The sequence below is a fragment of the Actinomadura sp. CNU-125 genome (assembly GCF_001942465.1).
In the GTDB taxonomy this organism is placed as follows: domain Bacteria; phylum Actinomycetota; class Actinomycetes; order Streptosporangiales; family Streptosporangiaceae; genus Spirillospora.
The window spans coordinates 1-23,962 of sequence record NZ_MKJY01000035.1; the positions used below are offsets into that span (position 1 = coordinate 1).

At 73.9% G+C, this 23,962-nt stretch carries 17 protein-coding genes and 3 pseudogenes; 13 read left to right on the plus strand and 7 right to left on the minus strand.

Annotated features, from left to right (window positions below; all coding sequences use genetic code 11):
* Positions 1–171: 171 nt before the first annotated feature.
* The 3 genes and pseudogenes from BJF79_RS05420 to BJF79_RS66525 all read right to left on the minus strand — a co-directional run.
* Positions 172–1,662: a hypothetical protein gene (locus tag BJF79_RS05420; RefSeq protein ID WP_075895292.1), complete on the minus strand. Its 1,491-nt coding sequence runs from the start codon at positions 1,660–1,662 to the stop codon at positions 172–174.
* A gap of 117 nt (positions 1,663–1,779) precedes the next feature.
* Entirely contained in the window at positions 1,780–1,923 is a 144-nt protein-coding gene (locus tag BJF79_RS58580) for a hypothetical protein (RefSeq protein ID WP_262401581.1), read from the minus strand.
* A 202-nt stretch (positions 1,924–2,125) separates the two neighbouring features.
* Positions 2,126–3,145: pseudogene (locus BJF79_RS66525) on the minus strand (DUF4132 domain-containing protein); the annotation flags it as partial.
* 390 nt (positions 3,146–3,535) lie between these two features.
* Here BJF79_RS66525 and BJF79_RS05435 point away from each other — a divergent pair.
* From BJF79_RS05435 to BJF79_RS05445, 3 genes and pseudogenes are all read left to right on the plus strand, one after another.
* Positions 3,536–4,780: a cytochrome P450 gene (locus BJF79_RS05435; RefSeq protein WP_075895294.1), complete on the plus strand. Its 1,245-nt coding sequence runs from the start codon at positions 3,536–3,538 to the stop codon at positions 4,778–4,780.
* Between the two features lie 111 nt (positions 4,781–4,891).
* Positions 4,892–6,051, plus strand: a pseudogene (locus tag BJF79_RS05440) (steroid 3-ketoacyl-CoA thiolase).
* 86 nt (positions 6,052–6,137) lie between these two features.
* Positions 6,138–7,133, plus strand: a complete 996-nt coding sequence (locus BJF79_RS05445; protein ID WP_075895295.1) for an MBL fold metallo-hydrolase — start codon at positions 6,138–6,140, stop codon at positions 7,131–7,133.
* 3 nt (positions 7,134–7,136) lie between these two features.
* On the opposite strand, the gene BJF79_RS05450 is transcribed toward BJF79_RS05445, so the two are convergent.
* Together BJF79_RS05450 and BJF79_RS05455 are read right to left on the minus strand one after the other, a co-directional pair.
* Positions 7,137–7,391: a hypothetical protein gene (locus BJF79_RS05450; protein WP_143219715.1), complete on the minus strand. Its 255-nt coding sequence runs from the start codon at positions 7,389–7,391 to the stop codon at positions 7,137–7,139.
* 234 nt (positions 7,392–7,625) lie between these two features.
* On the minus strand, positions 7,626–9,269 hold the full coding sequence (locus BJF79_RS05455) for an ABC-F family ATP-binding cassette domain-containing protein (protein WP_075895297.1): 1,644 nt from the start codon (positions 9,267–9,269) through the stop codon (positions 7,626–7,628).
* A 299-nt stretch (positions 9,270–9,568) separates the two neighbouring features.
* Between BJF79_RS05455 and BJF79_RS05460 the strand changes: the two genes are divergently transcribed.
* The 7 genes and pseudogenes from BJF79_RS05460 to BJF79_RS05490 all read left to right on the plus strand — a co-directional run bounded on the left by BJF79_RS05460 (position 9,569) and on the right by BJF79_RS05490 (position 18,533).
* Entirely contained in the window at positions 9,569–11,551 is a 1,983-nt protein-coding gene (locus tag BJF79_RS05460) for a hypothetical protein (protein WP_143219716.1), read from the plus strand.
* Complete coding sequence (locus BJF79_RS05465; protein ID WP_075895299.1) at positions 11,548–12,417, plus strand: hypothetical protein; 870 nt, start codon at positions 11,548–11,550, stop codon at positions 12,415–12,417. Before BJF79_RS05460 ends, BJF79_RS05465 begins: the two co-directional genes overlap by 4 nt.
* A 255-nt stretch (positions 12,418–12,672) precedes the next feature.
* Entirely contained in the window at positions 12,673–13,929 is a 1,257-nt protein-coding gene (locus tag BJF79_RS05470) for a cytochrome P450 (RefSeq protein WP_262401583.1), read from the plus strand.
* A gap of 58 nt (positions 13,930–13,987) precedes the next feature.
* Positions 13,988–15,220: a cytochrome P450 gene (locus BJF79_RS05475; protein WP_316043272.1), complete on the plus strand. Its 1,233-nt coding sequence runs from the start codon at positions 13,988–13,990 to the stop codon at positions 15,218–15,220.
* A gap of 31 nt (positions 15,221–15,251) precedes the next feature.
* Complete coding sequence (locus tag BJF79_RS05480; protein WP_075895301.1) at positions 15,252–16,529, plus strand: glycosyltransferase family 4 protein; 1,278 nt, start codon at positions 15,252–15,254, stop codon at positions 16,527–16,529.
* A gap of 126 nt (positions 16,530–16,655) precedes the next feature.
* Positions 16,656–17,359: pseudogene (locus BJF79_RS05485) on the plus strand (class I SAM-dependent methyltransferase).
* Positions 17,349–18,533, plus strand: coding sequence for a prenyltransferase (locus BJF79_RS05490; RefSeq protein WP_316043273.1), 1,185 nt, complete (start codon positions 17,349–17,351; stop codon positions 18,531–18,533). Before BJF79_RS05485 ends, BJF79_RS05490 begins: the two are co-directional and overlap by 11 nt.
* Here the strand turns inward: BJF79_RS05490 and BJF79_RS05495 are convergent.
* Entirely contained in the window at positions 18,520–19,230 is a 711-nt protein-coding gene (locus BJF79_RS05495; RefSeq protein ID WP_075895302.1) for a class I SAM-dependent methyltransferase, read from the minus strand. The two genes, BJF79_RS05490 and BJF79_RS05495, sit on opposite strands and share 14 nt — an antisense overlap.
* 250 nt (positions 19,231–19,480) lie before the next feature.
* Between BJF79_RS05495 and BJF79_RS05500 the strand changes: the two genes are divergently transcribed.
* From BJF79_RS05500 to BJF79_RS05510, 3 genes are all read left to right on the plus strand, one after another.
* Positions 19,481–19,672 (plus strand): ferredoxin, encoded by a 192-nt coding sequence (locus BJF79_RS05500; RefSeq protein WP_075895303.1) that lies wholly within the window; start codon positions 19,481–19,483, stop codon positions 19,670–19,672.
* Between the two features lie 808 nt (positions 19,673–20,480).
* Positions 20,481–21,779, plus strand: coding sequence for an endonuclease/exonuclease/phosphatase family protein (locus BJF79_RS05505; protein WP_083733185.1), 1,299 nt, complete (start codon positions 20,481–20,483; stop codon positions 21,777–21,779).
* A 122-nt stretch (positions 21,780–21,901) separates the two neighbouring features.
* Positions 21,902–22,090 carry a hypothetical protein gene (locus BJF79_RS05510; RefSeq protein WP_075895304.1) on the plus strand — a complete coding sequence of 63 codons (189 nt, stop codon included), beginning with the start codon at positions 21,902–21,904 and terminating at the stop codon, positions 22,088–22,090.
* A gap of 274 nt (positions 22,091–22,364) precedes the next feature.
* Here BJF79_RS05510 and BJF79_RS55120 read toward each other — a convergent pair.
* Positions 22,365–23,962: hypothetical protein (locus tag BJF79_RS55120; RefSeq protein WP_262401584.1), on the minus strand; the 1,598-nt coding region annotated here is incomplete at its 5' end.

Here is a 23,962-nt window from a genome sequence, read left to right on the forward strand (position 1 = left end):
CGCGCCGCCTCGACGACCGGCTCGGCGCCGTCCCGTCCGGCGATCAGGCGCAGCGCCGCCGTCGGCGCGCGGCGGGCCGGGCCCGCCTTGCCCAGCGCGTCCGGGATCAGCGCCGGGGCGGCGGAGCCCCGTGCCGGTCGAACCAGGCGCGGGCCGTCTTGCCCGCCGTCTTCAGGCGGACGAGCCAGTCCGCCATCGTCCGCGCGATGTCGTCGGACAGCAGCGGCAGCAGGATCGGGGCGAGGGCGGCCGGATCGCGGCGGGCGGCGGACAGGGCGGCGTGGGCGGCGTCGGTCCCGAACCGGCCGACCGCGAACGGCAGCCACTCGTCGGCGCACCACGGGTCGGGCTCCCACCCCGCGATGAGCGGCCGCACGAGCTCGTCCGGCGCTTGGACGAACAGCGCGATATCGCCGGCCGACAGATTCCCGGCCGCGAAGTCCGCGGCGGCCCGCTCGGGGGTCGTGTCCGCGGCCGCCCACCTGTTCGGCTCGGGCGGCCGCGCCGTCCACTCCTCGCGTTCGCCGGGCGCCCAGGCCACCGCCCGGGTGCCGGGCGAGGGCAGGTTCCGATGACGACGGGCTTGGTCGCGGTGCGGGGGCGCGTCCACGGCGGCTCGGCCAGGAGCGGCGGCAGGTCCGTGGCGTCCGGGCGGCCGGTTCGCGCGTCGAGGAGCTCCCGGACCGTCCGGCGCGCGTCGGCGTCCAGGTCGGGCAGCAGGCTCTCGGCGAGTTCGGGAACCATGCGGACGTGCGCGGCCAGCAGGTCGGCGGCCCGCGCGGCGCCCGTCTCCGGCAGCAGCCGCAGCGCGCGGTCCGGGAAGCGGCGGACGGCTTCGCGCAGGACGGGCGGGACGCCCGCGCCGTCGATCCGGTCGACGAGGGCGCGGAACGCGTCGTCCACCGGAAGCTCGCCGAGGACCTCCTCCGCGGCCCCGGCGCTGTAACCGCCCCCGTGCTGGTGGTCCAGCGCCTCGATGATCAGCGGCGTCGCCGCCTCCGGGCCGACGCCGTCGACCAGCGTCAGCAGGACGCCGAGGGAACGGTCGCCGTAACCGAGCGGCAGGCCGACGGCGGCGGGCTGGTGCGGCGCGCCCAGCGCGCAGAACAGCAGCCACCGCTCGGAACAGTGGTCGGCCGCGACGGGGGCGGGGTTCGCGCACACGGCCTCGACCCAGTCCGCACGGGTCGGCGCGAGGTAGGCGGCGACCAGCTTCTGCAGGTCGTGGCCGCGCCGTTCGGCGAGCCGCTCGACGGCCTCCGCGTACACGCCGTCCGGTGCGGCGGCCAGGCGGGCGCGCAACCACCGCGCGTCGGCCTCCTTCAGCCACCAGCCGCCGCGCGTCTCGTCGGCGTGCCGCCGCCGGACGCCCTCCCACTGCCAGCCGTCGAGGACGAACGTGGCGTCGGCGGTGATCCCGCCCAGCTCCGCGAACGCGGCGGCGGCGAAGGGCAGGCCGTGCTCGGCCGTCCAGGCGTGCGCGAACGGGGACTCGTCGTCCCACCGGTGGTGCCGGCTCAGCACGACGGCGGCGTGCGCGACGGCGGCGGCGCCGAGCGGGGTCGCGTCGCCGCGCAGGAAGGCGCGGGCCGCGTCGGCGACCTCGGGGTCGCTGCCGGGGAGCGCGAGGACCTCCTCGATGCGGTCGCGGACGTCGTCCACGATGAGGCGCGCCCGCCCCGACGAGCGCCGGGTCGGGCCCGGACGGCTCCGGGACGTTCGGGCGGTCGCGGCGCGGGTGCCGCAGGTGCCGCCAGGCGTCGAGGCGGTTCTCGTCGGTCATCGTGGCGTCCCGTCCGTGGTGGTGGTCAGGTGGGTCAGGTCGGCGATGACCTCGGAGACGACGACGGGGTCGAGGTCGCCGAGGCGGAAGGACGACGTCCCGTCGTGCCGGTGGTGGCCGGGGCGTGCGGCGAGCCCCACGTCGGCGAGTACCTGGTCGCCGAGCAGGTCGGGCGCGCGCGGCGGGGATGCCGGGGTCGAGGGAGACGACGAAGTGGCGGTTCGGGGCGACGCGGCGGGAGATCCACGGTTCGACGCCCGCGTCCTGCGGCTCGGCCCGCTCCCACCCCCGGCTCACGAGGCCGAGGACCGCGCCGGACGGGACCTTCGCGCCCTCGAACCGGGGCAGGCCGCCGCTCGTCCGCTCGTCGGCGGTGAGCGTGTGGACGGGGCGGGCGAGCTGCGGGAACGGCTGCAGGATCTCGTAGTCGGCGAACAGCTCCGACCAGGCCGGGAGGACGTCGGTCAGGTGGAGGGGGTGGGCGACGCCGATCCGGGTGGCGGTGTGCGCGGGGAGGGTGATGGTGTCGTCGGCGGCGTCGGTGAAGGTGCCGTCTTCGGCCACGCGGAAGGTCGTCGGCTCGCCGTTCGCCTCTTCGGCTCGCCAGACCAGGCGGCGGACGAGGTGCTTCAGCAGGGGGTGGGCGGCCAGGAGTTCGCCGAACTCGGCGGGCGTCCAGCGGCGGCCGGTGACCATGGCCTGTTCCAGGCGGCGGATCTGGTCGGACGCGATCGTCCGGACGTCCTTCTTCAGGGCCGCGAACCGCTTGTGGGCGGCCGGGGCCAGGTCCGGGTCGTCCTTGGCGCCGGGCTTGGGGAGGGACTTGCGGGGCTTGCCGGAGTCGTCGGTGACGACCGGCTTCAGCTGCTCGTCGAAGGCGATGACGAAGCGGCGGGGGCCGTAGTCGAGCGTGAGGGTGCCGGAGGCGTCCAGGCCGAAGTCGGGGACCAGGCGGTCGGCCAGTTGGTCGGAGGTCAGTTCGAGGCCGGCCGCGACCTCTTCGATCTTCTCCTGCGCGCGGGTCTTGAGGCCCTTGAACTTCACCCGCTGCGCGATCGTGTGGAGGTGCATGAGGGCGGTGCCGGTGCCGATGGCGGCGAGGACGTCCAGGCCGGACACGGCCTTCGCGTGGCCGCCCTGCCCCGGCCACGCCCGGATCACGGGGGAAAGGCGGCGGACGGTCTCGTCGTCGCCGGTCAGCGCGAGCTGGGTGAACGCCCAGCTCTCCTTCGAGGACGCGCCGCACAGCTCCCACCAGCGGAACAGCGCCCAGCCGAACTCCGCGAGGGACGCCGGGTCGCACAGCTCGCGGACGGTCCGCACGCCCGCGTACGCGCTGTCCGGCTTGGACATCGCCAGCATCGTCAGGACGTGCCGGACGGCGTCGTCCGGGAGCGCGTGCGTCCGGTCGCGCAGGAGGAGCTGCGGGAGGACGCGCGGGTCCGCCCAGTCGAAGGGACGTCTCCACGGTAGTTGACGTCCGGACTACCGAACACCAGGCCGTTTCTAGAACTGGTTCCACTTAAACGCCCAAGCCCCGGTGACGAACCTCACCGGGGCTCGCCCTTGAGTTCGTCCACACGTCCATGGCATATGCCCGCGCACTCGTTTCGCCTTGTCGGGCCCCAACCTCCCTACCAAGCGCTTGGGTAAGACTCTTGATTAGACTTGAGTCTCATTTCCTCTTGTCCCGGAGCTGGAACGCGTTCTACGGTGAGCCGAGCAGCGAGGTCAGCCCCGAGGAGCGCCGCCATGACCGCCACCGCACCGGAGACCGCCGTCCCCGCCGGTTTCGACTTCAGCAGCCCCGATCTGATGGCCGAGCGCGTCCCGCTCGCCGAGTTCGCGGCGCTGCGCCGCACCGCCCGGCCGTGGTGGAACCCGCAGCCCCGGGACACGACGGGCTTCGCCGACGACGGCTTCTGGGTGATCAGCAAGCACGAGCACATCAAGGAGATCTCGCGCGACCACGAGCTGTGGTCGGCGAACGCCAACGGCTCGGTGATCCGGTTCAACGACCGGTTCGGCCCCGAGGAGCTGGACGTCCAGCGCGAGAACCTGCTGCTGCACATGGACCCGCCGAACCACGCCAAGCTGCGCCGGATCGTCTCCCGCGGCTTCACCCCGCGCGTGATCAACGGCCTGCACGACACCCTGCGCGACCGCGCGGAGCGGATCGTCGCGGACGCGCGGCGGCGCGGCGGCACGGGCGACTTCGTCACCGAGATCGCCGCCGAGCTCCCGCTGCAGGCGATCGCCGAGCTGATGGGCGTCCCGCAGGAGGACCGCGGGCGGCTGTTCGACTGGTCGAACCAGATGCTCGGCTACGACGATCCCGAGTACGACGGGGACCCGGCCTGCGCCGCCGCGGAGATCATCGGTTACTCGATGGAGCTGGCCGAGCAGCGCCGCGGCTGCCCCGCGCACGACATCGTCACGAAGTTGGTCGAGGCGGACGTGGACGGCCGCGGCCTCTCCGACGACGAGTTCGGCTACTTCATGATCCTCCTGGCGGTCGCCGGGAACGAGACGACGCGCAACGCGATCACGCACGGGATGATGGCGTTCTTCGACCGTCCCGAACAGTGGGAGCTGTACCGGGCCGAACGCCCGGAGACGGCGGCGGACGAGATCGTCCGGTGGGCGACGCCGGTGACGGCGTTCCAGCGCACGGCCGTCCGCGACACCGAGATCGGCGGCGCGGAGATCGCGGCCGGGCAGCGGGTGGCGATGTACTACAGCTCGGCGAACTTCGACGAGGACGTCTTCGACGCGCCGGGCGCGTTCGACATCGCCCGCTCCCCCAACCCGCACCTCGGCTTCGGCGGCACCGGCGCGCACTACTGCATCGGCGCGAACCTGGCCCGGCTGGAGATCGGGCTGATCTTCGACGCGATCGCCGACCAGATGCCGGGGATCGCCCGGGCCGGCGGGCCGCGGCGGCTGCGTTCGGCCTGGCTGAACGGGATCAAGGAGCTCCCGGTCCGCTACTCCTGAGGACGCCCGTCCCGCGGCCCCCGCGGCGATCTCACTCTCCGGGACGGCCCTTCCGACCCGAACTAGAACACGTTACATTCGAAAGCGAATCTCATTCTAGAAGGAGATCGCATGGGGAACCCGGTGATCGTCGAGGCGGTGCGCACGCCCCTCGGCAAGCGGAACGGCGTGCTCGCGGGCCTGAAGGCCCAGGCCGTCCTGGCGCACACCCTGACGGCCGCCGTCGAACGCGCCAGTATCGACCCGGCGCTGGTGGAGCAGGTCTTCGCCGGGTGCGTGACGCAGGCCGGCGAGCAGGGCGGGCACATCGGACGCTACGCCTGGCTGTACGCGGGACTGCCCTGGCAGACCGGCGTCACGACCGTCGACGCCCAGTGCGGCTCCGCGCAGCAGGCCGTCCACCTGGCCGCGTCGCAGGTCGCCGCCGGGGTCGTGGACGTCGCGATCGGCTGCGGCGTCGAGGTGATGAGCCGGACGCCGCTCGGCGCCAACGTCTACCCGGCCGACCCGCGTCCGGACGACTGGTCGCTCGACATGCCGGACCAGTTCGGCGCCGCCGAGCGGATCGCGGCCCGCCGCGGCTTCACCCGCGCCGACATCGACGCGTTCGGCGCCCGGTCGCAGCAGCTCGCCGCCAAGGCGTGGGCCGACGGCCGGTTCGAGCGCGAGATCGTCCCGATCGAGGCGCCCGTCCTGAACGCCGAGGGCGAGCCGACCGGGGAGACCCGCACGGTCACCCGCGACCAGGGCCTGCGGGAGACTACCGCCGAGAGCCTCGGCAAGCTCAAGCCCGTCCTCGGCCCGGACGCCCTGCACACCGCCGGGACGTCCTCGCAGATCACCGACGGGGCCTCGGCCGTCGTCGTCATGTCGGAGGAGAAGGCCGAGTCCCTCGGCCTGCGCCCGCGCGCGCGCTTCAAGGCCCAGGCCCTCGTGGGCGGCGAGCCGTACTACCACCTGGACGGCCCGGTGCAGTCGACCGAGCGCGTGCTGGCCCGCGCGGGGATGACGATGAACGACATCGACATCACCGAGGTCAACGAGGCGTTCGCCGCAGTCGCGCTGTCGTGGGCGTCCGTCCACGAGCCCGACATGGACAAGGTCAACGTCAACGGCGGCGCGATCGCGCTCGGCCACCCCGTCGGCGCCACCGCGCCCGGCTGATCACCACCGCGCTGCACGAGCTGGAGCGCCGCGACGCCGGGACGGCGCTCGTCACGATGTGCTGCGGCGGGGCCCTCTCGACCGCGACCATCCTCGAACGCGTCTGACGGACGCACCGACCCCGCGGGCGAACCCGCCCGCGGGCGCGTCTAACCTCGGACGCGGACAACCCTGGCGCGAAAGGCGGTCTGCGTTGCAGCCGGAACCGGAGGACCTCGGCGGGGGCCTGTGGAGCGTTCCCGTGCCCATCCCGGGCAACCCGCTCGCGTACACGCTGGTGTACGCGCTGGAGAGCCCGCGCGGGCCCGTCCTGATCGACGCGGGCTGGCAGCACGAGGACGCCTGGACGGCCCTGACGGGCGGCCTCGCGACCTTCGGGATCGACGTCGCCGACGTGCACGGGGTGGTCGTCACGCACTTCCACCCCGACCACGCGGGCCTCGCCGGACGCGTGCGGGAGACGTCCGGCGCGTGGATCGCCATGCACCGCGCGGACGCCGAGATCGTGCGGCTGTTCAACTCGGTCGACCGGGCGCAGCGCACGGGCATCGAGCACGACTCGATGAAGCGCGCCGGGGCGTCCGCGGGCGAGCTGGAGGGCTTCGTCGGCGGGGGCGGCCGGGTCGACCCGCCCGCGATCCCCGACCGGGAGCTGTCCGACGGCGACATGATCGACCTGCCGGGCCGCAAGCTCCGCGCGATCCACACCCCGGGCCACTCCCCCGGCCACATCTGCCTCCACCTGGAGGACGCCGACCGGATCTTCACCGGCGACCACGTCCTGCCGCGCATCACCCCGCACATCGGGCTGTACCCCTACGACATCCCCGACGTGGACCCGCTCGGCGAGTTCCTCGGCTCGCTCGCCCGCATCGGCGAGATGACCGTGGACGAGGTGCTGCCCGCCCACCAGTACCGGTTCGCCGACCTGCCCGCGCGCGTCCGCGAGATCATCGAGCACCACGAGGAACGCCTCACCGAGATCACCGCGCTGCTGTCGTCGTCCCCGACCTCGCTGTGGGACGTGGCCGCGGGCCTCACCTGGCGGCATCCGTGGACCGAGATGCCCGTGGAGGCCCGGCGGATGGCGACGGGCGAGGCCGCCGCGCACCTGCGCACGCTGGAGAACCGCGGGTCCGTCCGCCGCGCCGACACCGACGGCGTCCTGACCTTCACCACGGCGTCCTGACCTTCAGAGCGGCAGGCTGACCTTCAGAGCGGCAGGCTGATCCGGCGGCTTTCGAGCCATTCCTGGTCGGCTTCGGTCCAGAGCATCGACTCGACGCTTTCCAGTTCGTCCGCCCACGCGCGGCGGCGCGTGCTGCGCCGCCGCCGCGGCGGCGACCATCGCCTCGACCCGCCGCGCCCTGCGCCGCCGCAGGACGGTCCGCGCCACGTCGAACGCCGCGTACGCGAGGATCCCGCACACCAGAACACCGATGACCATGGCGGGACCTCCCCATCGACACGTCGCTCTACCGGCGAGTAGATCACAGGATGATCTTCGTTTCGCCGTCGGCCCGGCCGCCGTGCGCGGCCGACCCGCATCGGGCCGGCCGCCCGCATGGCCTGCGTGTGACGACCGGCCGCGGCTTCTCTCACCTAGGGGTCCCCGGAATTGCGGACATAAACTCCTTTCCGATCATGTCCGTAATTCCCGTCCGTCACTCGCGCCGCCGCGTCACCGCGCTTCCGGCCCGTCCAGATCGAGCCGGGGCCAGGGCGCGACGTCCTTCTGCAACTGCCGGTCGTGCGTGGCGAGGACGACCGCCGCCGAGGTCGCCTGCAGGGCGTCGGTGAGCTCGTCCACGAGGGCGATCGACAGATGGTTCGTCGGCTCGTCCAGCAGCAGGACGTGCGGGCGCGCGGCCAGCGCCATCGCGAGGTCGAGGCGGCGCTGCTGCCCCATCGACAGCTCGCGCATCGGCCGGCCCGCGTCCGCCGACGGCAGCAGGCCGAGCTCGCCCAGCGAGACCGCGTCGCCCTCGGCCAGGACGCCCGCGCTCACGAGCCGTCCGACGTGCGCGGCGAAGACGTCGCGGGCGCGCCGGCCGCTCGCGCTCGGCGACTCCTGCGCGAGCAGCTCCACGCGCGCTTTGCGGGCCCGCCGGACCGTCCCGTCCGTCGGTTCGAGGGACCCGGCCAGCACCGCCAGCAGCGTCGACTTGCCCGCGCCGTTCGGGCCGGTCACGACCAGCCGCGAACCCGACTCCAGCGCGACCGAAGCCGCCCGGTGCAGCCGCCCGTCCACCCGGACGTCCGTCGCGGTCAGCAACCGGACGCCCGCGCGGGCGGGCAGCTCGGGCAGGCGGAACCGCTGCGGCGGCACCGGCGCCGTCACCGCGTGCTTCTCGAGGTCGTCGCGGCGCCGGTGCACGGCCCGGACGAGCCCGCCCGCGCGGGTCGCGCGCTGGTGCTTGTGCACGCCCTTGTCGGGGCGCCAGCCGGAGACGAGCCGGTTCTGCGCCTCCGACAGGTCGCGGGTGAGCCGCGCGTGCTCCGCCCGCTGCTTGTCGTACTCGTCCTCCCAGCGCCGCAGCTCCGCCTCGCGCCCCTCCCGGTACCCGGCGAACCCCCCGCCGTACACGGCGGGCCGCCCGTCGCGGCTCGGATCGAGGTCGAGGATCGTCGTGGCGACGTCCGACAGCAGCGCCCGGTCGTGGCTCACCACCACGACCCCGCCCGCGTGGGCCCGCAGCCGCGCGGTGAGGAAGTCGAGCCCGGACGCGTCCAGGTGGTTCGTCGGCTCGTCCAGCAGCAGGAAGTCGTGCTCGGCGCCGAGGAGGCACGCGAGCCGCACCCGGTAGCGCTGCCCGACCGACAGCGCGGCGAGCGGCCGGGCCCGGTCGGTGACGGCGCCGAGGTGCTCCAGGGCGAGGTCGACGCGCCGGTCGGCGTCCCACGCGTCGAGGGCTTCGGCCGCGTCGAGCGCGGCGGTGTAGGCGTCGTCCGCACCCGGCCGCCCGTCGGTGAGCGCGGCGGTGGCCTCGTCGAAGGCCCGCAGCGCGGCGCGGGCGTCGGCGAGTTCGGCGTCGATCTCGTCGCCGACCGTGGCGCCGTCCGCGGCGGGCATCGCCTGCTCGGCGATCCCGAGCGTCCCGGCCCGCTGGACGGCGCCGTCGTCGGGCGCGAGAACGCCCGCGAGAACGTGCAGCAGGGTGGTCTTGCCCCGCCCGTTCTCGCCGACGATCCCCCAGCGCGCGCCGGGCGAGACGGACATCGCGACGCCGTCGAGGACGGTGCGCCCGCCGCGGACGACGCGGACCTGTTCGGCGACGAGCTGGGCGCGGGCGCGCGCGGGCAGGGTGATGGAAAGGGTGTTCATGGTTCCTCCGGACGGAGGCGCGCACGTGCGCACGGCACGTGAGAGAAGGCGCCTTCGAGCTGGCTGATGGCAGCGTCAGACCGCCCGTGGCTCGCTCAGCGCGAGGGACGGGCGTCCGGAGTGGGATCAGAGAAAGAACAAGCGTGGCACGGCATCGACGTTACCAACCGCCTCCCGATGCCCCACAACCGATTTTTCGCCCCGATGGATCCGCCCGGCGCCCGGGTTCGTCGCACTGACGAAGCGCGTTGTGTCGGGGGCGCTCGGTAACGTTCCCGGCGGCTACCAGGAGGGTGCGGATGTCACAGGTATGGCCCGGTCTCGACGAGGCCGTGGGACGGGCGGCCGATGATCCGGCGGGCGCGCGGGCGGAGGTGCTCCGAACGGCGGGCGCGCTCCCGGCCAGGGCGCTGCCGGAGTTCCTTGAGCACGCCGCGGGCGTGTTCGCGGCGAACGCGCTGCCGGACGAGGCGGCGTTCCTCTTCGGCCGGGCCCGCGACGTCGAGGACGCGCAGGCGCGGCTCCTCGGCCTCCCCGCGGACGCCGCACGGGCGCAGCGGACGCTCGTCGGGCTCGTCCCGTCCGGGGCGATCACGGCGAGCCTGCTGCACGACCATCTGCGGCGGCTGGCGACGCATCCGGAGCCGGAGACGGCGCACCGGTGGGCGCGCGAGGCGGTCGCCGCGTTCTTGGACACGGGCACGATCCCCTACCCCAACTTCGTGGCCGACCTCCTGCCGCCGGCGCGGGCGGCCGGGCTCCCCGAGGACGCCGAGGAACGGTTCGTGGCCGAACGGCTCCTGCGGGACGGGCTGCTGCCGCGCGCGCCGCTGCCGGTGTGGGAGGCGCTGGACCGGGCGCTGCGCGGGCTCGCCGAGGACGACGGGCTCCTCGACCTGCTGATCGCGGCGCGTCCGGACCCCGCCCTGTACGACGACCCGCAGCCGCGCGACGCGCACCACCGCCACTGGCTGCTGCTCCTCGGGCTGGTCGGCGGCGGGCGGCGGCTGTCGCGGGAGTGGTTCCGGGACGCGGGGCCGCTCCCGGCGAACGAGCTGATGCGGCTCGCGGCCGCCGCGGGCGACCGGCTGTTCCCGCCGCCCGGCCGCTGGTTCGACCCCGCCGCCGACCCGGTCGTCGGCCGGGCCGCCGCGCACCCGCTGACCCCGGCGCCGCCCAAGCGCGGCGGTTTCAACGACGACTCGCCGCGCTGGTGGTCGAACACCGACTTCGCGGAGATCGCCGCGAAGATCGAGGACGAACCGGACGTGCGCCGCGAGCTGGACGCGTTCGTCCGCAACCTGGGCTACTACGGCAACGTCGACTACCCGGCCGTCCTGCGCGGGCTGCTGGAGCACGGGCCGATCCGGCGGGTGCTCGCCGAGCAGTTCGCCGAGTGGCGGGACGAGTGCGCCGCGGGCGACCTGGACGGCCTCGAACCGGCGCTGCTGCGGCTGCTGCCGATGGCCGAGGCGATGCCGGACGCCGACGTCCTCGCCGGGCTGGAGATCACCGACCCGGTGGACGCGGGGTGGCGGGCGGTCCGCGCCGGCCTCCCGGAGGAGCTGCGGTTCCCGAGCGTCGCGGAGGGGTCGGCGAGCGCCGTCCTGCACGGCGAGCTGCTCACGCTGGGGCTGGGCGGCAAGCGCGTCGAGGTGCAGAGCCCCGACGGGGTCGTGCACCGGCAGGACGTCTCGTTCCCGACCGGCGTCTACCCATGGTCCGACGGCACGGACCTGTACCTGTCGCGCCTGCACGACGGCCGTCCGGAGACCTACCGGGTCGCCGACGGCGGGCGCCTGGAGGTACCGGACGGCGAGCGGCTGCGCTGGCCGCAGAGCCCGACGTCGGTCCCGGTGACGTTCCCGGGCGCGGCCGAACCGGTGCAGGTGACGCTCGACCGCGGCGTCCTGCGGCTGCTCGCGGACGGCCGGACGACGCTGCGGCGGCGGTTCGCGCTCGGCCGGGAGAACGGCGCCGTGATGCCCCCGCCCGGCTTCTGGCCGCACCTCGCACCGGCCGACCCCGGCGGTTCGGAGGCGCTGCGCCGCCTCGACCGCGACGGCTTCGCGCGCCTCGTCGACGCGGCGCTGATCACCGAGAAGGAACTGGACGGCGAACTCGCCCGCGTCCTGCGGACGTTCACCGACGTGCGGCTCCGCGACGCCGTCCGGACGCTCGCGACCCGGGCCGCGGGGGCGCCGCGGGCCGCACGCTGCGGCTGCGCGACGCGCTCGGCCTGGCGCGGCCCGCCGGGACGCCGAGCCGGATCGCGAGCGTGAGCGGGCTTCGCGCGGGACGGCAGATCGCGCAGGTCGCGGCCGTCCGGTACCTCGCGGACCTGCTGGCGGAGGCCGCCGGGTCCGGCCCCGCCTACGACACCCCGCACCCCCTCGGCCGCGTCGACGCGCCCCGCCCGAACTACCTGCAGTTCGGCACGCTGGGCGGCGAGGCGCTGCTGGCGGCGCGCCCGTGGACGGCGGAGTACCAGCGCGCGAAGGCCCGCGACGTGCTGGGCGCGCTGGGCGACACGCCGTGGGGCGACGGCAGCGGCCGGTGGCGCCGCCTGTGGTTCCAGGCGCAGGCCACCCAGGACCCCGTCGGCCAGGTGTGGCGGACGCCGAACGGCGCGATGGTGATCCTGTCGTTCCAGAACCACCCGCACAAGGACTCCGTGGCGATGGAGTACTCCCCCGACGCCGCGTTCCGCGACTTCGTCTTCCCCGGCTGGACGAACAAGTACGACCCGCGCCCGCAGGGGTGGGGCGGCGCGGACCGCATCGCCCGGTTCCTGCGCCTGCTGGACGAGCGCGGCCCGGCCCCCTACGACGTGTCGGCGGTCCACCGCCTCGCCGAGCGCACCGGGCTGCCCCCGCACACGGCCGCGTCCGCCGCCTACGGTTTCCTGTACACGGCCGGGCGCCAGAGCGAGTCGTCCCTGATCCCGCCCGAGGTCGACGCCCTCTACCACGACCCGGAGACCGGCGACCTCCGCAAGCACGAGTCGTGGCAACTGGACGACGCGCTCCGCGAGGTGCTGATGCCCGACGACCCCGAGGACCTGTGGATCGACGGCCTGGCCGTCGACAAGGCCGTCGACTGGTGGACCCGCGTGGGCAGCCGAATCGACTGGCCCAGAGCCGCCTGACCCCCGGCCGCCCCGGCCCCGGCCTTCTGGCCCGGCCGCCTGGAGACGCCCGCGAGCGCCGGTTGCGCTCGCGGGCGTTTCGGTTGTGGCGTCGCGGTGAGGGGTGCGTGACGCGACGGTATATCGACCCTCGTTGAGACCCTTGATTAGACTCGTGTCTCATGCTAGAACGGGTTCTAGATCTTTGACCGAGCAAGCGCTCAGTCAGGTTCCGTGCGGCGCGACGCGGGGCCGGCTCTTCACGAAGGGACGACCGTGACGCAACAGGACGTGGCCCTCGCCCCCACCGGCCGGGAGATCGACGTCATCGATCCCGGCGTGTACGAGCGGGGCGGTATCCCCCACGAGCAGTTCGCGTGGCTGCGCGAGCACGACCCCGTCCACTGGCACGCCGACCCGAACGAGGGCGTGCCCGGCTTCTGGGCGATCACCCGGCACGAGGACGTGGTGCGCGCGTCCCGCCGTCCCGACCTGCTGTCCTCGCAGGCCCGGACGGCGATGTTCGAGGAGTTCAGCGACGACGACATGGCCCTGTACGGGCAGATCATGCTGTTCCAGGACCCGCCGGACCACACCAAGCTCCGGAGCATGGTGAACAAGGGGTTCACGCCCCGGATGATCGGGAAGCTCGAAGGGCACATCCGCGACATCTGCAACCGGCTGATCGACGAGGCGGCGCCGCTGGGCGAGTGCGACTTCGTCGAGAACTTCGCGGCGCCGCTGCCGCTCTACACGATCTGCGAGCTGCTCGGCGCGCCGCTGGACCAGCGGCAGCAGATCTTCAACTGGTCGAACCAGCTCGTGGCGTTCAACGACCCCGAGTTCATCGGCGACCGGTCGGAGTCGCAGATGTACGCGGCCGAGTTCGCCGGGTGGGCCGTCGAGCTGGCGCAGTCGCGGGCGTCCACGCCGCGCGACGACATCGTGACGAAGCTGCTGACGCCGGACGAGAACGGCGAGCGGATCACCGAGGACCAGTTCGCGATGTTCGTGATCATGCTGTCGATCGCCGGGAACGAGACGACCCGGACGGCGACGGCGGGCGGCATGCGGGCGTTCTTCGAGCGTCCGGAGCTGTGGGAGCGGCTGCGCGCCGACCGGAGCCTGCTCCCGACGGCCGTCGAGGAGATCGTCCGCTGGGTGAGCCCCATCAACCAGTTCCGCCGCACGGCGATGCAGGACATCGAGATGGGCGGCAAGACGATCAAGGCCGGGGACAAGGTCGTGCTGTTCTACAGCTCGGCGAACATGGACGAGAAGGTCTTCGACGACCCGTTCACGTTCGACATCGCCCGCGACCCCAACCCGCACATCGGGTTCGGCGGGGGCGGCCCCCACTTCTGCCTCGGCACGCACCTCGCGCGCATGAACCTGAAGGTCGTGTTCGACACCATCCTCGACCGGATGCCCGACATCCGGGCCGCCGGAGAGCCCCGGCGGCTGCGCTCGAACTTCGTCAACGGCTTCAAGGAGCTGCCGGTCCGCTTCACGCCGTCGGCTTCCAACGCTTGACGAACCGTCCCTCCGGCGTCACGTTCTACCCCACCCCCTTTGGCCTGGAGGCATGAGGATGACGGTCACCCCCGACATCGACCTGGTCGAGCCGGGCTCGTACGAGCACGGCGGAATCCCCCACGAGCAGCTCGCGTGGCTGCGCGAGCACGACCCCGTCCACCTGCACCGGGGCGACCCGGAGCGGGGCGCGCCCCCGTTCTGGGCGGTGACGCGGCACGCGGACGTCGTCCACGTGTCGCGGCACCCGGAGGTGTTCTCCTCCTACGAGCGGCTGGCGCTGTTCGAGGAGCCGGAGGAGGAGCACCTCGCCCTGCAGCGGCTCATGATGCTCAACCAGGACCCGCCGGACCACTCGCGCAAGCGGAGCATCGTGAACCGCGGGTTCACGCCGCGCGCGATCGGCGCCCTGGAGGGGCACATCCGCGACATCTGCCGGGAGCTGGTCGCGGAGACGCTGGAACGCGGGGACGAGGCCGAGTTCGTCCGCGATCTGGCGGCGCCGCTGCCGCTCTACGTGATCTGCGAGCTGCTCGGCGCCCCGCCGGAGGACCGCGAGAAGATCTTCCACTGGTCGAACACGCTGATCGGCGCGGACGACCCGGACTTCCAGCGGAGCCCCGAGGAGGGGCAGCGGGCGGCGACGGAACTGTACGCGTACGCGGCCGAGCTGGCGGCGGAGCGGCGGCAGAACCCGCGCGACGACATCGTGACGAAGCTGCTGCAGCCGGACGCCGACGGCGAGGTGCTGGACGGCGACGAGTTCGAGCTGTTCGTGATGCTGCTGTCGGTCGCGGGCAACGAGACGACGCGCAACGCCGCGTCCGGCGGGATGCTCGCGCTGCTGGAGCATCCCGCGCAGTGGGACCGGCTGCGCGCCGACCGCTCGCTGGTGCGCACGGCCGCGGACGAGATCGTCCGGTGGGTGACGCCGGTGAACCTGTTCAAGCGGACGGCCGTGCGCGACACCGAGCTGGGCGGGCGGACGATCGCGGCGGGCGACAAGGTCGTGGTGTTCTACGCGTCCGCGAACCGGGACGGGTCGGTGTTCGCCGACCCGTACGCGTTCGACGTCGGCCGCGACCCCAACCCGCACATCGGCTTCGGCGGAGGCGGCCCCCATTTCTGCCTGGGATCCCATCTCGCCCGACTCGAGCTGAGTGTGCTCTTCGAAACACTCTTGGACGCTATGCCCAATATCGAACTCAGCGGTAACGTACGGAGGCTAAGGTCTAGTTTCATCAACGGCATAAAGGAGATGCCGGTGCGTGTGCGACCGGCGTCCCGGTAGTGACGGGAGTGGTGCGTGGGCGAGGGCTGGCGTGAGTGAGGCGGACGAGCCGGGCGGACCACTGCGGGTGGCCCTGCTCTCGTACCGGAGCAAGCCGCACTGCGGAGGCCAGGGCGTCTACCTTCGGCATCTCAGCAGGGAACTGGTCGATCTCGGGCACGGCGTGGAGGTCTTCTCCGGGCAGCCGTATCCCGAGCTCGACCGGGACGAGATCAAGCTGACCAAGCTGCCGAGCCTGGACCTGTACCGGGACGACGACCCGTTCCGCAACCCGGCCCTCGGCGAGTTCCGCGACTGGGTCGACGTCCTGGAGTACGCGCACATGCGGACGGGCGGGTTCCCGGAGCCGCTGACGTTCAGCATCCGCGCGCTGCGCGAGCTGCGCCGGCGCCGCCGCGACTTCGACGTCGTGCACGACAACCAGGTGCTCGGCGTCGGCAACCTCGGCATCTCCCGGCTCGGGCTGCCGCTGGTCACCAGCATCCACCACCCGATCAGCGTCGACCGGCGGATCGAGCTGGAGGCGGCGCAGGGCATCCGGCAGAAGTTCGGGAAGCGCCGCTGGTACGGCTTCGTGGGCATGCAGGCGCAGGTGTCGCGGCGGATCGGTCCCGTCCTGACGGTGTCGGACTCCTCGAAGGTCGACATCGTCAAGGACTTCAAGGTCGACCCCCGCGACATCGAGATCCTGCCGCTGGGCGTCGACACCCGGATCTTCCACCCGCGCGGCGAGCGCGTCCCCGGCCGGATCGTGGCCATGGCCAGCGCGGACGCGCCGATCAAGGGCGTGGACGTGCTGCTGCGGGCGGTCGCGAAGCTCGCCACCGAACGGGACGTGCACGTCGTCGTCGTGAGCCGCCCGCAGAAGGACGGCCCGACCGACAAGCTCGTCCGCGAGCTCGCGCTCGGCGAGCGCGTCCAGTTCGTCAGCGGCATCAGCGACGACGAGCTGGGCGAGCTGCTCGCGTCGGCCGAGATCGCCGTCGTCCCGTCCCGCTACGAGGGCTTCTCGCTGCCCGCGGTCGAGCACATGGCGTCCGGGACGCCGCTGGTCGCGTCCCGCGCCGGGGCGCTGCCCGAGGTCGTCGGCGACGCGGGCGTCCTGGTGGAGCCCGGCGACGTCGAGGAGCTCGCCGCCACCCTGCGCGGCCTGCACGACTCGGCGGACGAGCGCGCGCGCGTCGGCGCGTCCGGTCTCGCCCGCGTCCAGGAGCGTTTCGCCTGGCCCGCCGTCGCGCAGGCCACGGTGGAGCACTACCGCGAGGCCATCGCCCAGCAGAAGTACCTGCGGCTGGCCCGGCGCGGCTGAACCCCATCCCCCACAGCAAGGCCCGTGGGAACGCCCGCCGGGCGTTCCCCGCATGGAAGGAGCACGACCCTGCTGACCGTGGATTTCCAGCGGTTCCGCGTCGCCCCCGGAGACCGCATCCTGGACATGGGATGCGGCGCCGGACGGCACGCGTTCGAGCTGTACCGCAGGGGCGCGCACGTCGTGGCCTTCGACCAGGACGCCGACGAGCTCGCCGCGTCGAGAAGATGTTCGGCGCGATGCGGCTCGGCGGCGAGGTGTCCGAGGACGCCGCGGCCGAGACCGTCCGGGGCGACGCGCTGGAGCTGCCGTTCCCCGACGACCACTTCGACGCGATCGTCGCCTCCGAGGTGCTCGAACACATCCCGGACGACATGCGGGCGATGCGCGAGCTGCTGCGCGTCCTGCGGCCCGGCGGGCGGCTCGCCGCGACCGTCCCGTCCTGGCTGCCCGAGCGGGTCTGCTGGGCGCTGTCGGAGGATTACCACACCGCCCCCGGCGGGCACGTGCGGATCTACACGCGCGCGGAGCTGGAGGCCAAGCTCAAGTCGACCGGTTTCACGATCGGCGGCCACCACCACGCGCACGGCCTGCACGCCCCCTACTGGTGGATCAAGTGCGCGGTCGGCGTGGAGAACGACGGCAACCCGCTCGCCAAGGCGTACCACCGGCTCCTCGTCTGGGACATCATGAAGCGCCCCCTGGCGACCCGGGTCGCCGAGACGGTGCTGAACCCGGTGATCGGCAAGAGCGTCGTGGTCTACTGCAACAAGCCCGTCAAGTCGGGCACGACGCGGACTTCGGCGGAGGAGACCGCCGATGCGGTCTGACATCCCCGCGGTTCCCGGCGTCCTGACCCGCGGCGACGTCCTCGAGACGGCCCGCAGCATCGCCCGCCAGCAGGAGCCGTCCGGCGCGATCCCCTGGTTCGCGCCGATCGACGGCATCGCCGGGCACGTGGACGCCTGGAACCACGTCGAGGCGGCGATGGCGCTGACCGTCGCCGGGATGGGCGACGCCGCGCGCCGCGCGTACGGGTGGCTGGCGAGCGTCCAGCGCGAGGACGGTTCGTGGCCCGCCAAGTGGGTGCTCGGCGAGGTCACCGAACCCGGCGGCGAGTCCAACCAGGCCGCCTACGTCGCGGTCGGCGTCTGGCACGAGCTGCTGATGACCGGCGACGAGGACTTCGCCCGCGCGATGTGGCCGACGGTCCGCCGCGCGATCGACTTCGTCGTCGGCCTGCAGACCCGGCGCGGCGAGATCATCTGGATGCGGACCGAGGACGGGCGCGCGTCCGACCACGCGCTGCTGACCGGCTGCTCGTCGATCTACCAGTCGCTGCGCTGCGCCGTCGCGCTCGGCGAGCGGCTCGGCGAGCCGCAGCCCGAGTGGGAGCTGGCCGCCGACCAGCTCGGCCACGTCGTCGCCGCGCACCCCGAGGCGTTCGCCGACAAGAGCCGCTGGTCGATGGACTGGTACTACCCGGTCCTCGGCGGCCCGGTCCGCGGCGAGGCCGCCGCGCGGCGGCTGGCCGAGCAGTGGGACGTCTTCGTCGTGCCGGGGCTCGGCTGCCGGTGCGTGTCCGACCAGCCGTGGGTGACCGCGGCCGAGAGCTGCGAGCTCGTCCTGGCCCTCGACGCGGCCGGCGACCGCGACCGCGCCGTCGAGCTGTTCTCGACGATCCAGCACCTGCGGCACGAGGACGGCTCGTACTGGACTGGCTGGCAGTTCGAGAATCAGCGGCACTTCCCGGGGGACCGATCCACCTACACCGCGGCGGCCGTGGTCCTCGCGGCGGACGCGCTGGACGGCTCGTCCCCCGCGCCCGGCTCTTCAAGGAGGTCGCGGGGCGGCCCCTGGGGCCGTCCGAGGCGTCCGACCCGGCGGCGTGCGGCTGCGCCCTCGTGCCGGTCGCCAACCCGGTGCGCACGCGCCTGTGAGACGCGCGTGGGGCCGCACCGGACGTCCGGTGCGGCCCCGCGGAACGGGTTCAGGATCCGGTGACGGGATCGGCGGCGGGATCGGCGTCCGAAACACGTTCCAGTACGCGCAGGGACCCCTCGGCCCGCCGCTCCTCGAACGCGCCGCTGCGCAGCGCCCGCAGGTACACGCGGTACGGCGCCTGACCGCCGTCCGCGGGGTCGGGGAACACGTCGTGGATCACCAGCGCGCCCCCGACGGCGACGTGCGGCGCCCAGCCCTCGTAGTCGCCCCGCGCGTGCTCCTCGGCGTGCCCGCCGTCGATGAACAGCAGCGCGAGCGGGGTGCGCCAGAACGCCGACACGGTGCGGGACTGGCCCACGATCGCGACGACGTGGTCCTCCAGGTCGGCGGCCGCGATCGTCGCGCGGAACGTCGGCAGGGTGTCCATCCGGCCCGTCCGGGGGTCGACCAGCGACGGGTCGTGGTGCTCCCACCCGGCCTGGTTCTCCTCCGAACCGTGATGGTGGTCGACGGTGACCGCGACCGTGCCGGCCGCCCGCGCCGCCGCGCCCAGGTAGACCGCCGACTTCCCGCAGTACGTGCCGACTTCCAGCAGCGGGCCGACCGCGGCGAGCCGCGTCCCGTACGCCACGGCCGTCTCGTACAGGGCCGCGCCCTCGGGGTCCGGCATGAAGCCCTTCGCGGCGCGCGCCGCCCGCAGCAGCGCCGCGGGCATCTCGGTCGTCCCCGCCGGGGTGGACGCCTCGGTGTGAGTCATTCGCTCTCCTCCGCCGGGCACTTTATCCGACTTGCCCCGTCCCGGCCGACCGCCGCCCCCGGGCCACCCCGCCCCCGCCGGCTCACCCTTGCCGGGCTAGACTGGAACGTGTTCTACTTTCCCCGGAGTGCACCTCTCCGAACCTTGTTCGGTAGGTTGGCGGCCGAGGACGGTCCGGTTCCGCGCGCGTCCGGTACGTGCGCTTCCGGACTCTCGAACGCTCCCCGGGATCCTGCGAACGGAGAAGGCGATGAGAGTACGAGTCGACCCGCTGGTGTGCGAGGCGAACGCCGTGTGCGTCGGGCTCGCCCCCGAGGTCTTCGACCTCAGCGACGACGACGAACTCCAGATCGTGCGGCCGGACGTGCCCGAGGGCGAGGCCGACCGCGTGCGGCACGCGGTCCGCTCGTGCCCGAAGGCCGCGCTCACGCTGGACGAGTAGCCGGGGCGCGCGTGCCGCGCCGACGGGCCGTCCCGTTCGAGTAGACCGCCCCTTCCGAGCGGATTTAGACCGATTTTGCGGCGCGGTTGGTCACCGGAACCCCTCGCGTGCCATCCTGCTGCGTGTTCGGCGCGGACCACGACACGATCATGGAGTTCCGGGGTGGCGTACACGGGTGGACCGGGGCGGCCGCGCCGCCCCCGCACGGTCCGGGCGCGCGGCACGTTCCGCGCGTTCGGCGCGTTCCCCGCATTGGCGGGCGCGGCGATCCTCGCGGTCCCGCTCGGCGCCGTCCCGTCCGGTCGCGACACGCCGCGCCGCGGCCCGCCCGCATCCACGACGTGCAGGGCGCCGCGCACGTCTCGCCGCTCAAGGGCGCCACGGTCGTCGGCGTCCCCGGCGTGGTGACGGCCCTGACCGGCACCGGCTTCTGGATGCAGGACCCGAAACCCGACCGGCGCGCCGCGACGTCCGAGGGCGTCTTCGTCTTCACCCGCACCCGCCCGGACGTCGCGCCCGGCGAGGCCGTCCGGGTGGACGGCCGGGTCAGCGAGTTCCGGCCGGGCGGCACCGAGTCCGGCGGGCTCACCCGGACCGAGATCGGCGCGACGAAGGTCGACGTCGCCGGGCGCGCGACCGTCCCGTCCCCCGTCCTGCTCGGGCCGAAGGGGGTCATGCCGCCGACGAGCGTCGTCAAGAGCGGGTACGGCGACGTCGAGCGGGGCGGCGCGTTCGACCCCGGACGCAACGGCCTCGACTTCTACGAGGCGCTGGAGGGCATGCGGGTGCGGCTCCAGGACGCGTCGCGGTGGGCCCCACCCGCTACGGCGAACTGCCCGTCCTGCCCGCGGGCGGCGCGGGCGCCGGGACGCGCACCGGCCGCGGCGGCATCCTGCAGCGCGACGGCGACGCCAACCCCGAGCGGATCATCCTCGACGACGCGCTCGCCCCGCTGCCGGCCGTGAACGTCGGCGACCGGCTCCCCGGCGACAGCGTCGGCGTCGTCGACTACGCGCTCGGCCACTTCAAGGTGCTGCCGTCCGCGACGCCCCGGCACACCGCCGGGGGGCTGCCCCGCGAGGCGACCCGCGCGCAGCGTCCCGGCGAGATCGCCATCGCCACCATCGGCGTCGGCGGGCTCAGCCCGAACACGCCCCGCGAGCGCTTCCGCGCCCTGGCCGCCGACATCGTCGAGGGCCTCGCCTCCCCCGACCTCATCGCGGTCGACGACCTCCAGGACAACAGCGGCCGCGCCGACGACGGCACCGTCGCCGCCGACCAGACCGTCGCCGAGCTGATCACCGCGATCAGCGCCGCGGGCGGCCCCGCCTACGAGTGGCGCTCGGTCGAGCCGCGCGACAACGCCGACGGCGGCGACAAGGGCAGCAACCCGCGCGTCGGGTTCCTGTTCCGCACCGACCGCGGCCTCACGTTCGTCGACCGTCCCGCCCAGAGCGGGACGCTCCCGGCCGAAACGCCCGCGGACGACGCCGACCCCGCGGTCACGCCCGTCCGCGCCGTCGCCCAGGGCCGGACGGCCGGGCTGTCCCGCAGCCCCGGCCGCATCGCGCCCGGCGACACCGTGTGGTCGGGCACCCGCAAGCCGCTCGCGGGCGAGGTCACCTGGCAGGGCGAGCGGATCATCGTGGTGACCGGCGAGTGGTACCCGAGCACCGCCGACGACCAGCCGCTGTTCGGCCGCGTGCAGCCGCCGCAGCAGCCCACCCGCTGGCGGCGCGACGCGCAGGCGAAGGTGGTCGCCGGGTTCGTCCGGTCGGTGCGCGAGGTCGACCGGAACGCCAACGTCGTCGTCGCGGGACGGCTCAACGACACCCCGGAGTCCCTGCCGGTGCAGAAGCTGACGGAGACGGGCCTCACCGACCTCCCCGCCGGGCTGCCGCCCAAGGACCGCTACACCGCCGTCACGAACGGCAACGCGCAGGCCCTCGACCACATCATGCTGAGCGAGTCGCTGAAGCGGCGCAAGCACGAGTACGACATCGTGCACCGCACCTCCGAGTTCGCCGACAGCCCCGGCGAGCACGACCCGACGGTCGTCCGCATCGACCTCGGGAAGAAGAAGGCCCCGCAGAAACCGGGCGGATAGCCCGCTTTTCGGACGCGCCGAAAGATCGTCAACGGACGTCCTTCGGCACTTCCGGAGTTATCTCCGCAGCGGACGGGGCAACGCTGGATCGTCACACCCCCTCCGGGAGGAGACGACCCCCCATGGCGTACCGCCACCGCCGCACCCACATCGGGCTCGTCGGCATCATCTACCTCGTGATCGGCCTTTTCGTGGCCTGGGACCGCGGCTACATCACCCCCGAGCTGCTCGGCAAGCTGCTGAGCGCCGTCCTCGCCGTCGTCCTGTGGTTCCTGGTCCTGCTCGGCGTCGACCTGACCATCGACACCTGACCCCGGACACATGCACCTCGCGGTTCGGTCATAGACCCCAAAACGAGACAAAGGCTATGTTGCGAGCATGACTCAGAAGAACTGCAGTTGCGGACACGGCGGCGGATGCTCATGCCCGAAGGGCTGCTCCTGCGGCTGCAACGGCTAGCCGGTCACCCGGCCTCCGCCGCCGAACCGCCGAGGACGTCCGCGCGCCACAGCAGCGGCGTCACCGCCGCGCCGTCGTCGCTCGTCCCGGTGCCGAGGACCTCGCCGCCGACCTGCGTCAGCGCCGTCAGCGCCGTCGGCCGGGCCGTCGAGGCCCGGCACGGGCACGCGGCGCCACGCGGCGCCGTCCGCGGACGCGAACACCGCGCCGTCCAGCGCCTTCGTGACGCCCGCGACGACGAAGCCGTCCGGGGTCGCGGTCACCGCCGTGGGCGACACCTCGCCGACGCCGCGCGGCGCCCACGTCGCGCCCCCGTCCGCCGACACCAGCGGCGGGACGCCGGGGCCCACCGCCACGACCGTGCCGCCGAGCGCCGCGACCTCGGTGAGCGGCCCGTTCAGGCCGGACGGCAGCCGCACCGGCCGCCACGCCGCGCGTCCGCGACGTCCACACCGCGGGCGCGTCCGCACGCTCGCCGACCGCCACATAACCGTTCGGGGTCGCGGCCACGTCGGCCGGGGCGCCGTCGATGCGGACGCCCCGCCACCGCCCGAGGTCCGCCGAACGCCACGCGGCGCCCGTCCCGACCGCGACGTACCCGGCCGGTCCCGTCGCGACCGCGACCGGATCCCCGGCCGGGAACGCGGCCTTCCGCCAGGTCACGCCGTCGGACGAACGCAGCACGAGCGGCGCGTCGCCCGTGCGGCCCACCGCCAGCCAGCCGTGCCCGCCGTGCGCGACGCCCGTCAGGCCGCCCGGCGCCGCCGGGAACGTCGCACGGGTCCACGCGGCGCGTCCCGCGAACTCCAGACGGCCGCACCGCCGTTGCCCTCCCCGACCGCGACCACCCGGCCGTCCGACCGCCGCCGCCAGCGCGCCGATCGCCCGGCGCTCCCGCACCGCGCCCGGCACCTTCGCGAGGTCGACGCCCGACAGGTACGCGTCGTCGCCGAGCTTCCCGGCGATCGCGAGCCGTCCGCCCGCCACGACCGTCAGGCCGCGCACCGCCGCCTGCCCGACCGTCCCGTCCGCCTTCCACTTGCGGCCGTCCGTACTCCGCACGATCGTCCGCTGCTTGCCCCGCACCACCGCGACGAGCCCGGCGGGCGACCCGCCGAACGACTCGACGCCCCGGTGCCCCGCGACGCCGATCTTCCCGACGGCGCTCCACTTCGCGCCGTCGGCCGAACCGAACACGATCGCGAACCGCTTCTTCTTCTGCTTCGCGTCCCGCACGGTGTAGAAGCCGCCCGGCCCCGCGACCAGCCCCTTCGTCGCCCCGAACGACCCGTGCGACTGCCGCACGGTGACGCTCTCCCACGTGCGCCCGCCGTCCGCCGAACGCCACAGGCCCTGCGCGGCGACCGTCCGCTCGACCTTCCGGCGGCCCTTCTTCTGCGTGACCTTCTTCGGATACGTGCCCTGCGTGACCAGCACGTTCCCGGACGCCGCCGCCCCGTACAGCCCGCTGATGCCGCGAATGCCGTCGACGCGCCGCCACGCCCGTCCGTCGGCCGAACTCCACACCACGGCCCCGCCGTCCGCGGCGCCCACGGCCACGAACCCCGCGGACGTCCGCACCAGGTCGTTGACCTCGTCGGATTCGCGGAACGCGGGGCCGAGGCGGACGTCTCGTCCACGCCTTGCCGTCCGTGCTCGTCCACGCCTCGCGGCCGCCGTCGGCCGCCAGCCCGAGCGCCGCCCAGTGCCCGCCGCCGCCCGCG

What these genes read in the sequence shown, in the direction of transcription:
- BJF79_RS05435 (WP_075895294.1), top strand. Translation starts at nt 3,536, where the DNA reads ATGACCGCCACCGCACCGGAGACCGCCGTCCCCGCCGGTTTCGACTTC.
- BJF79_RS05450 (WP_143219715.1), bottom strand. Translation starts at nt 7,391, where the DNA reads ATGGTCATCGGTGTTCTGGTGTGCGGGATCCTCGCGTACGCGGCGTTC.
- BJF79_RS05455 (WP_075895297.1), bottom strand. Translation starts at nt 9,269, where the DNA reads ATGAACACCCTTTCCATCACCCTGCCCGCGCGCGCCCGCGCCCAGCTC.
- BJF79_RS05460 (WP_143219716.1), top strand. Translation starts at nt 9,569, where the DNA reads ATGTCACAGGTATGGCCCGGTCTCGACGAGGCCGTGGGACGGGCGGCC.
- BJF79_RS05475 (WP_316043272.1), top strand. Translation starts at nt 13,988, where the DNA reads ATGACGGTCACCCCCGACATCGACCTGGTCGAGCCGGGCTCGTACGAG.
- BJF79_RS05490 (WP_316043273.1), top strand. Translation starts at nt 17,349, where the DNA reads ATGCGGTCTGACATCCCCGCGGTTCCCGGCGTCCTGACCCGCGGCGAC.
- BJF79_RS05495 (WP_075895302.1), bottom strand. Translation starts at nt 19,230, where the DNA reads ATGACTCACACCGAGGCGTCCACCCCGGCGGGGACGACCGAGATGCCC.
- BJF79_RS05500 (WP_075895303.1), top strand. Translation starts at nt 19,481, where the DNA reads ATGAGAGTACGAGTCGACCCGCTGGTGTGCGAGGCGAACGCCGTGTGC.
- BJF79_RS05510 (WP_075895304.1), top strand. Translation starts at nt 21,902, where the DNA reads ATGGCGTACCGCCACCGCCGCACCCACATCGGGCTCGTCGGCATCATC.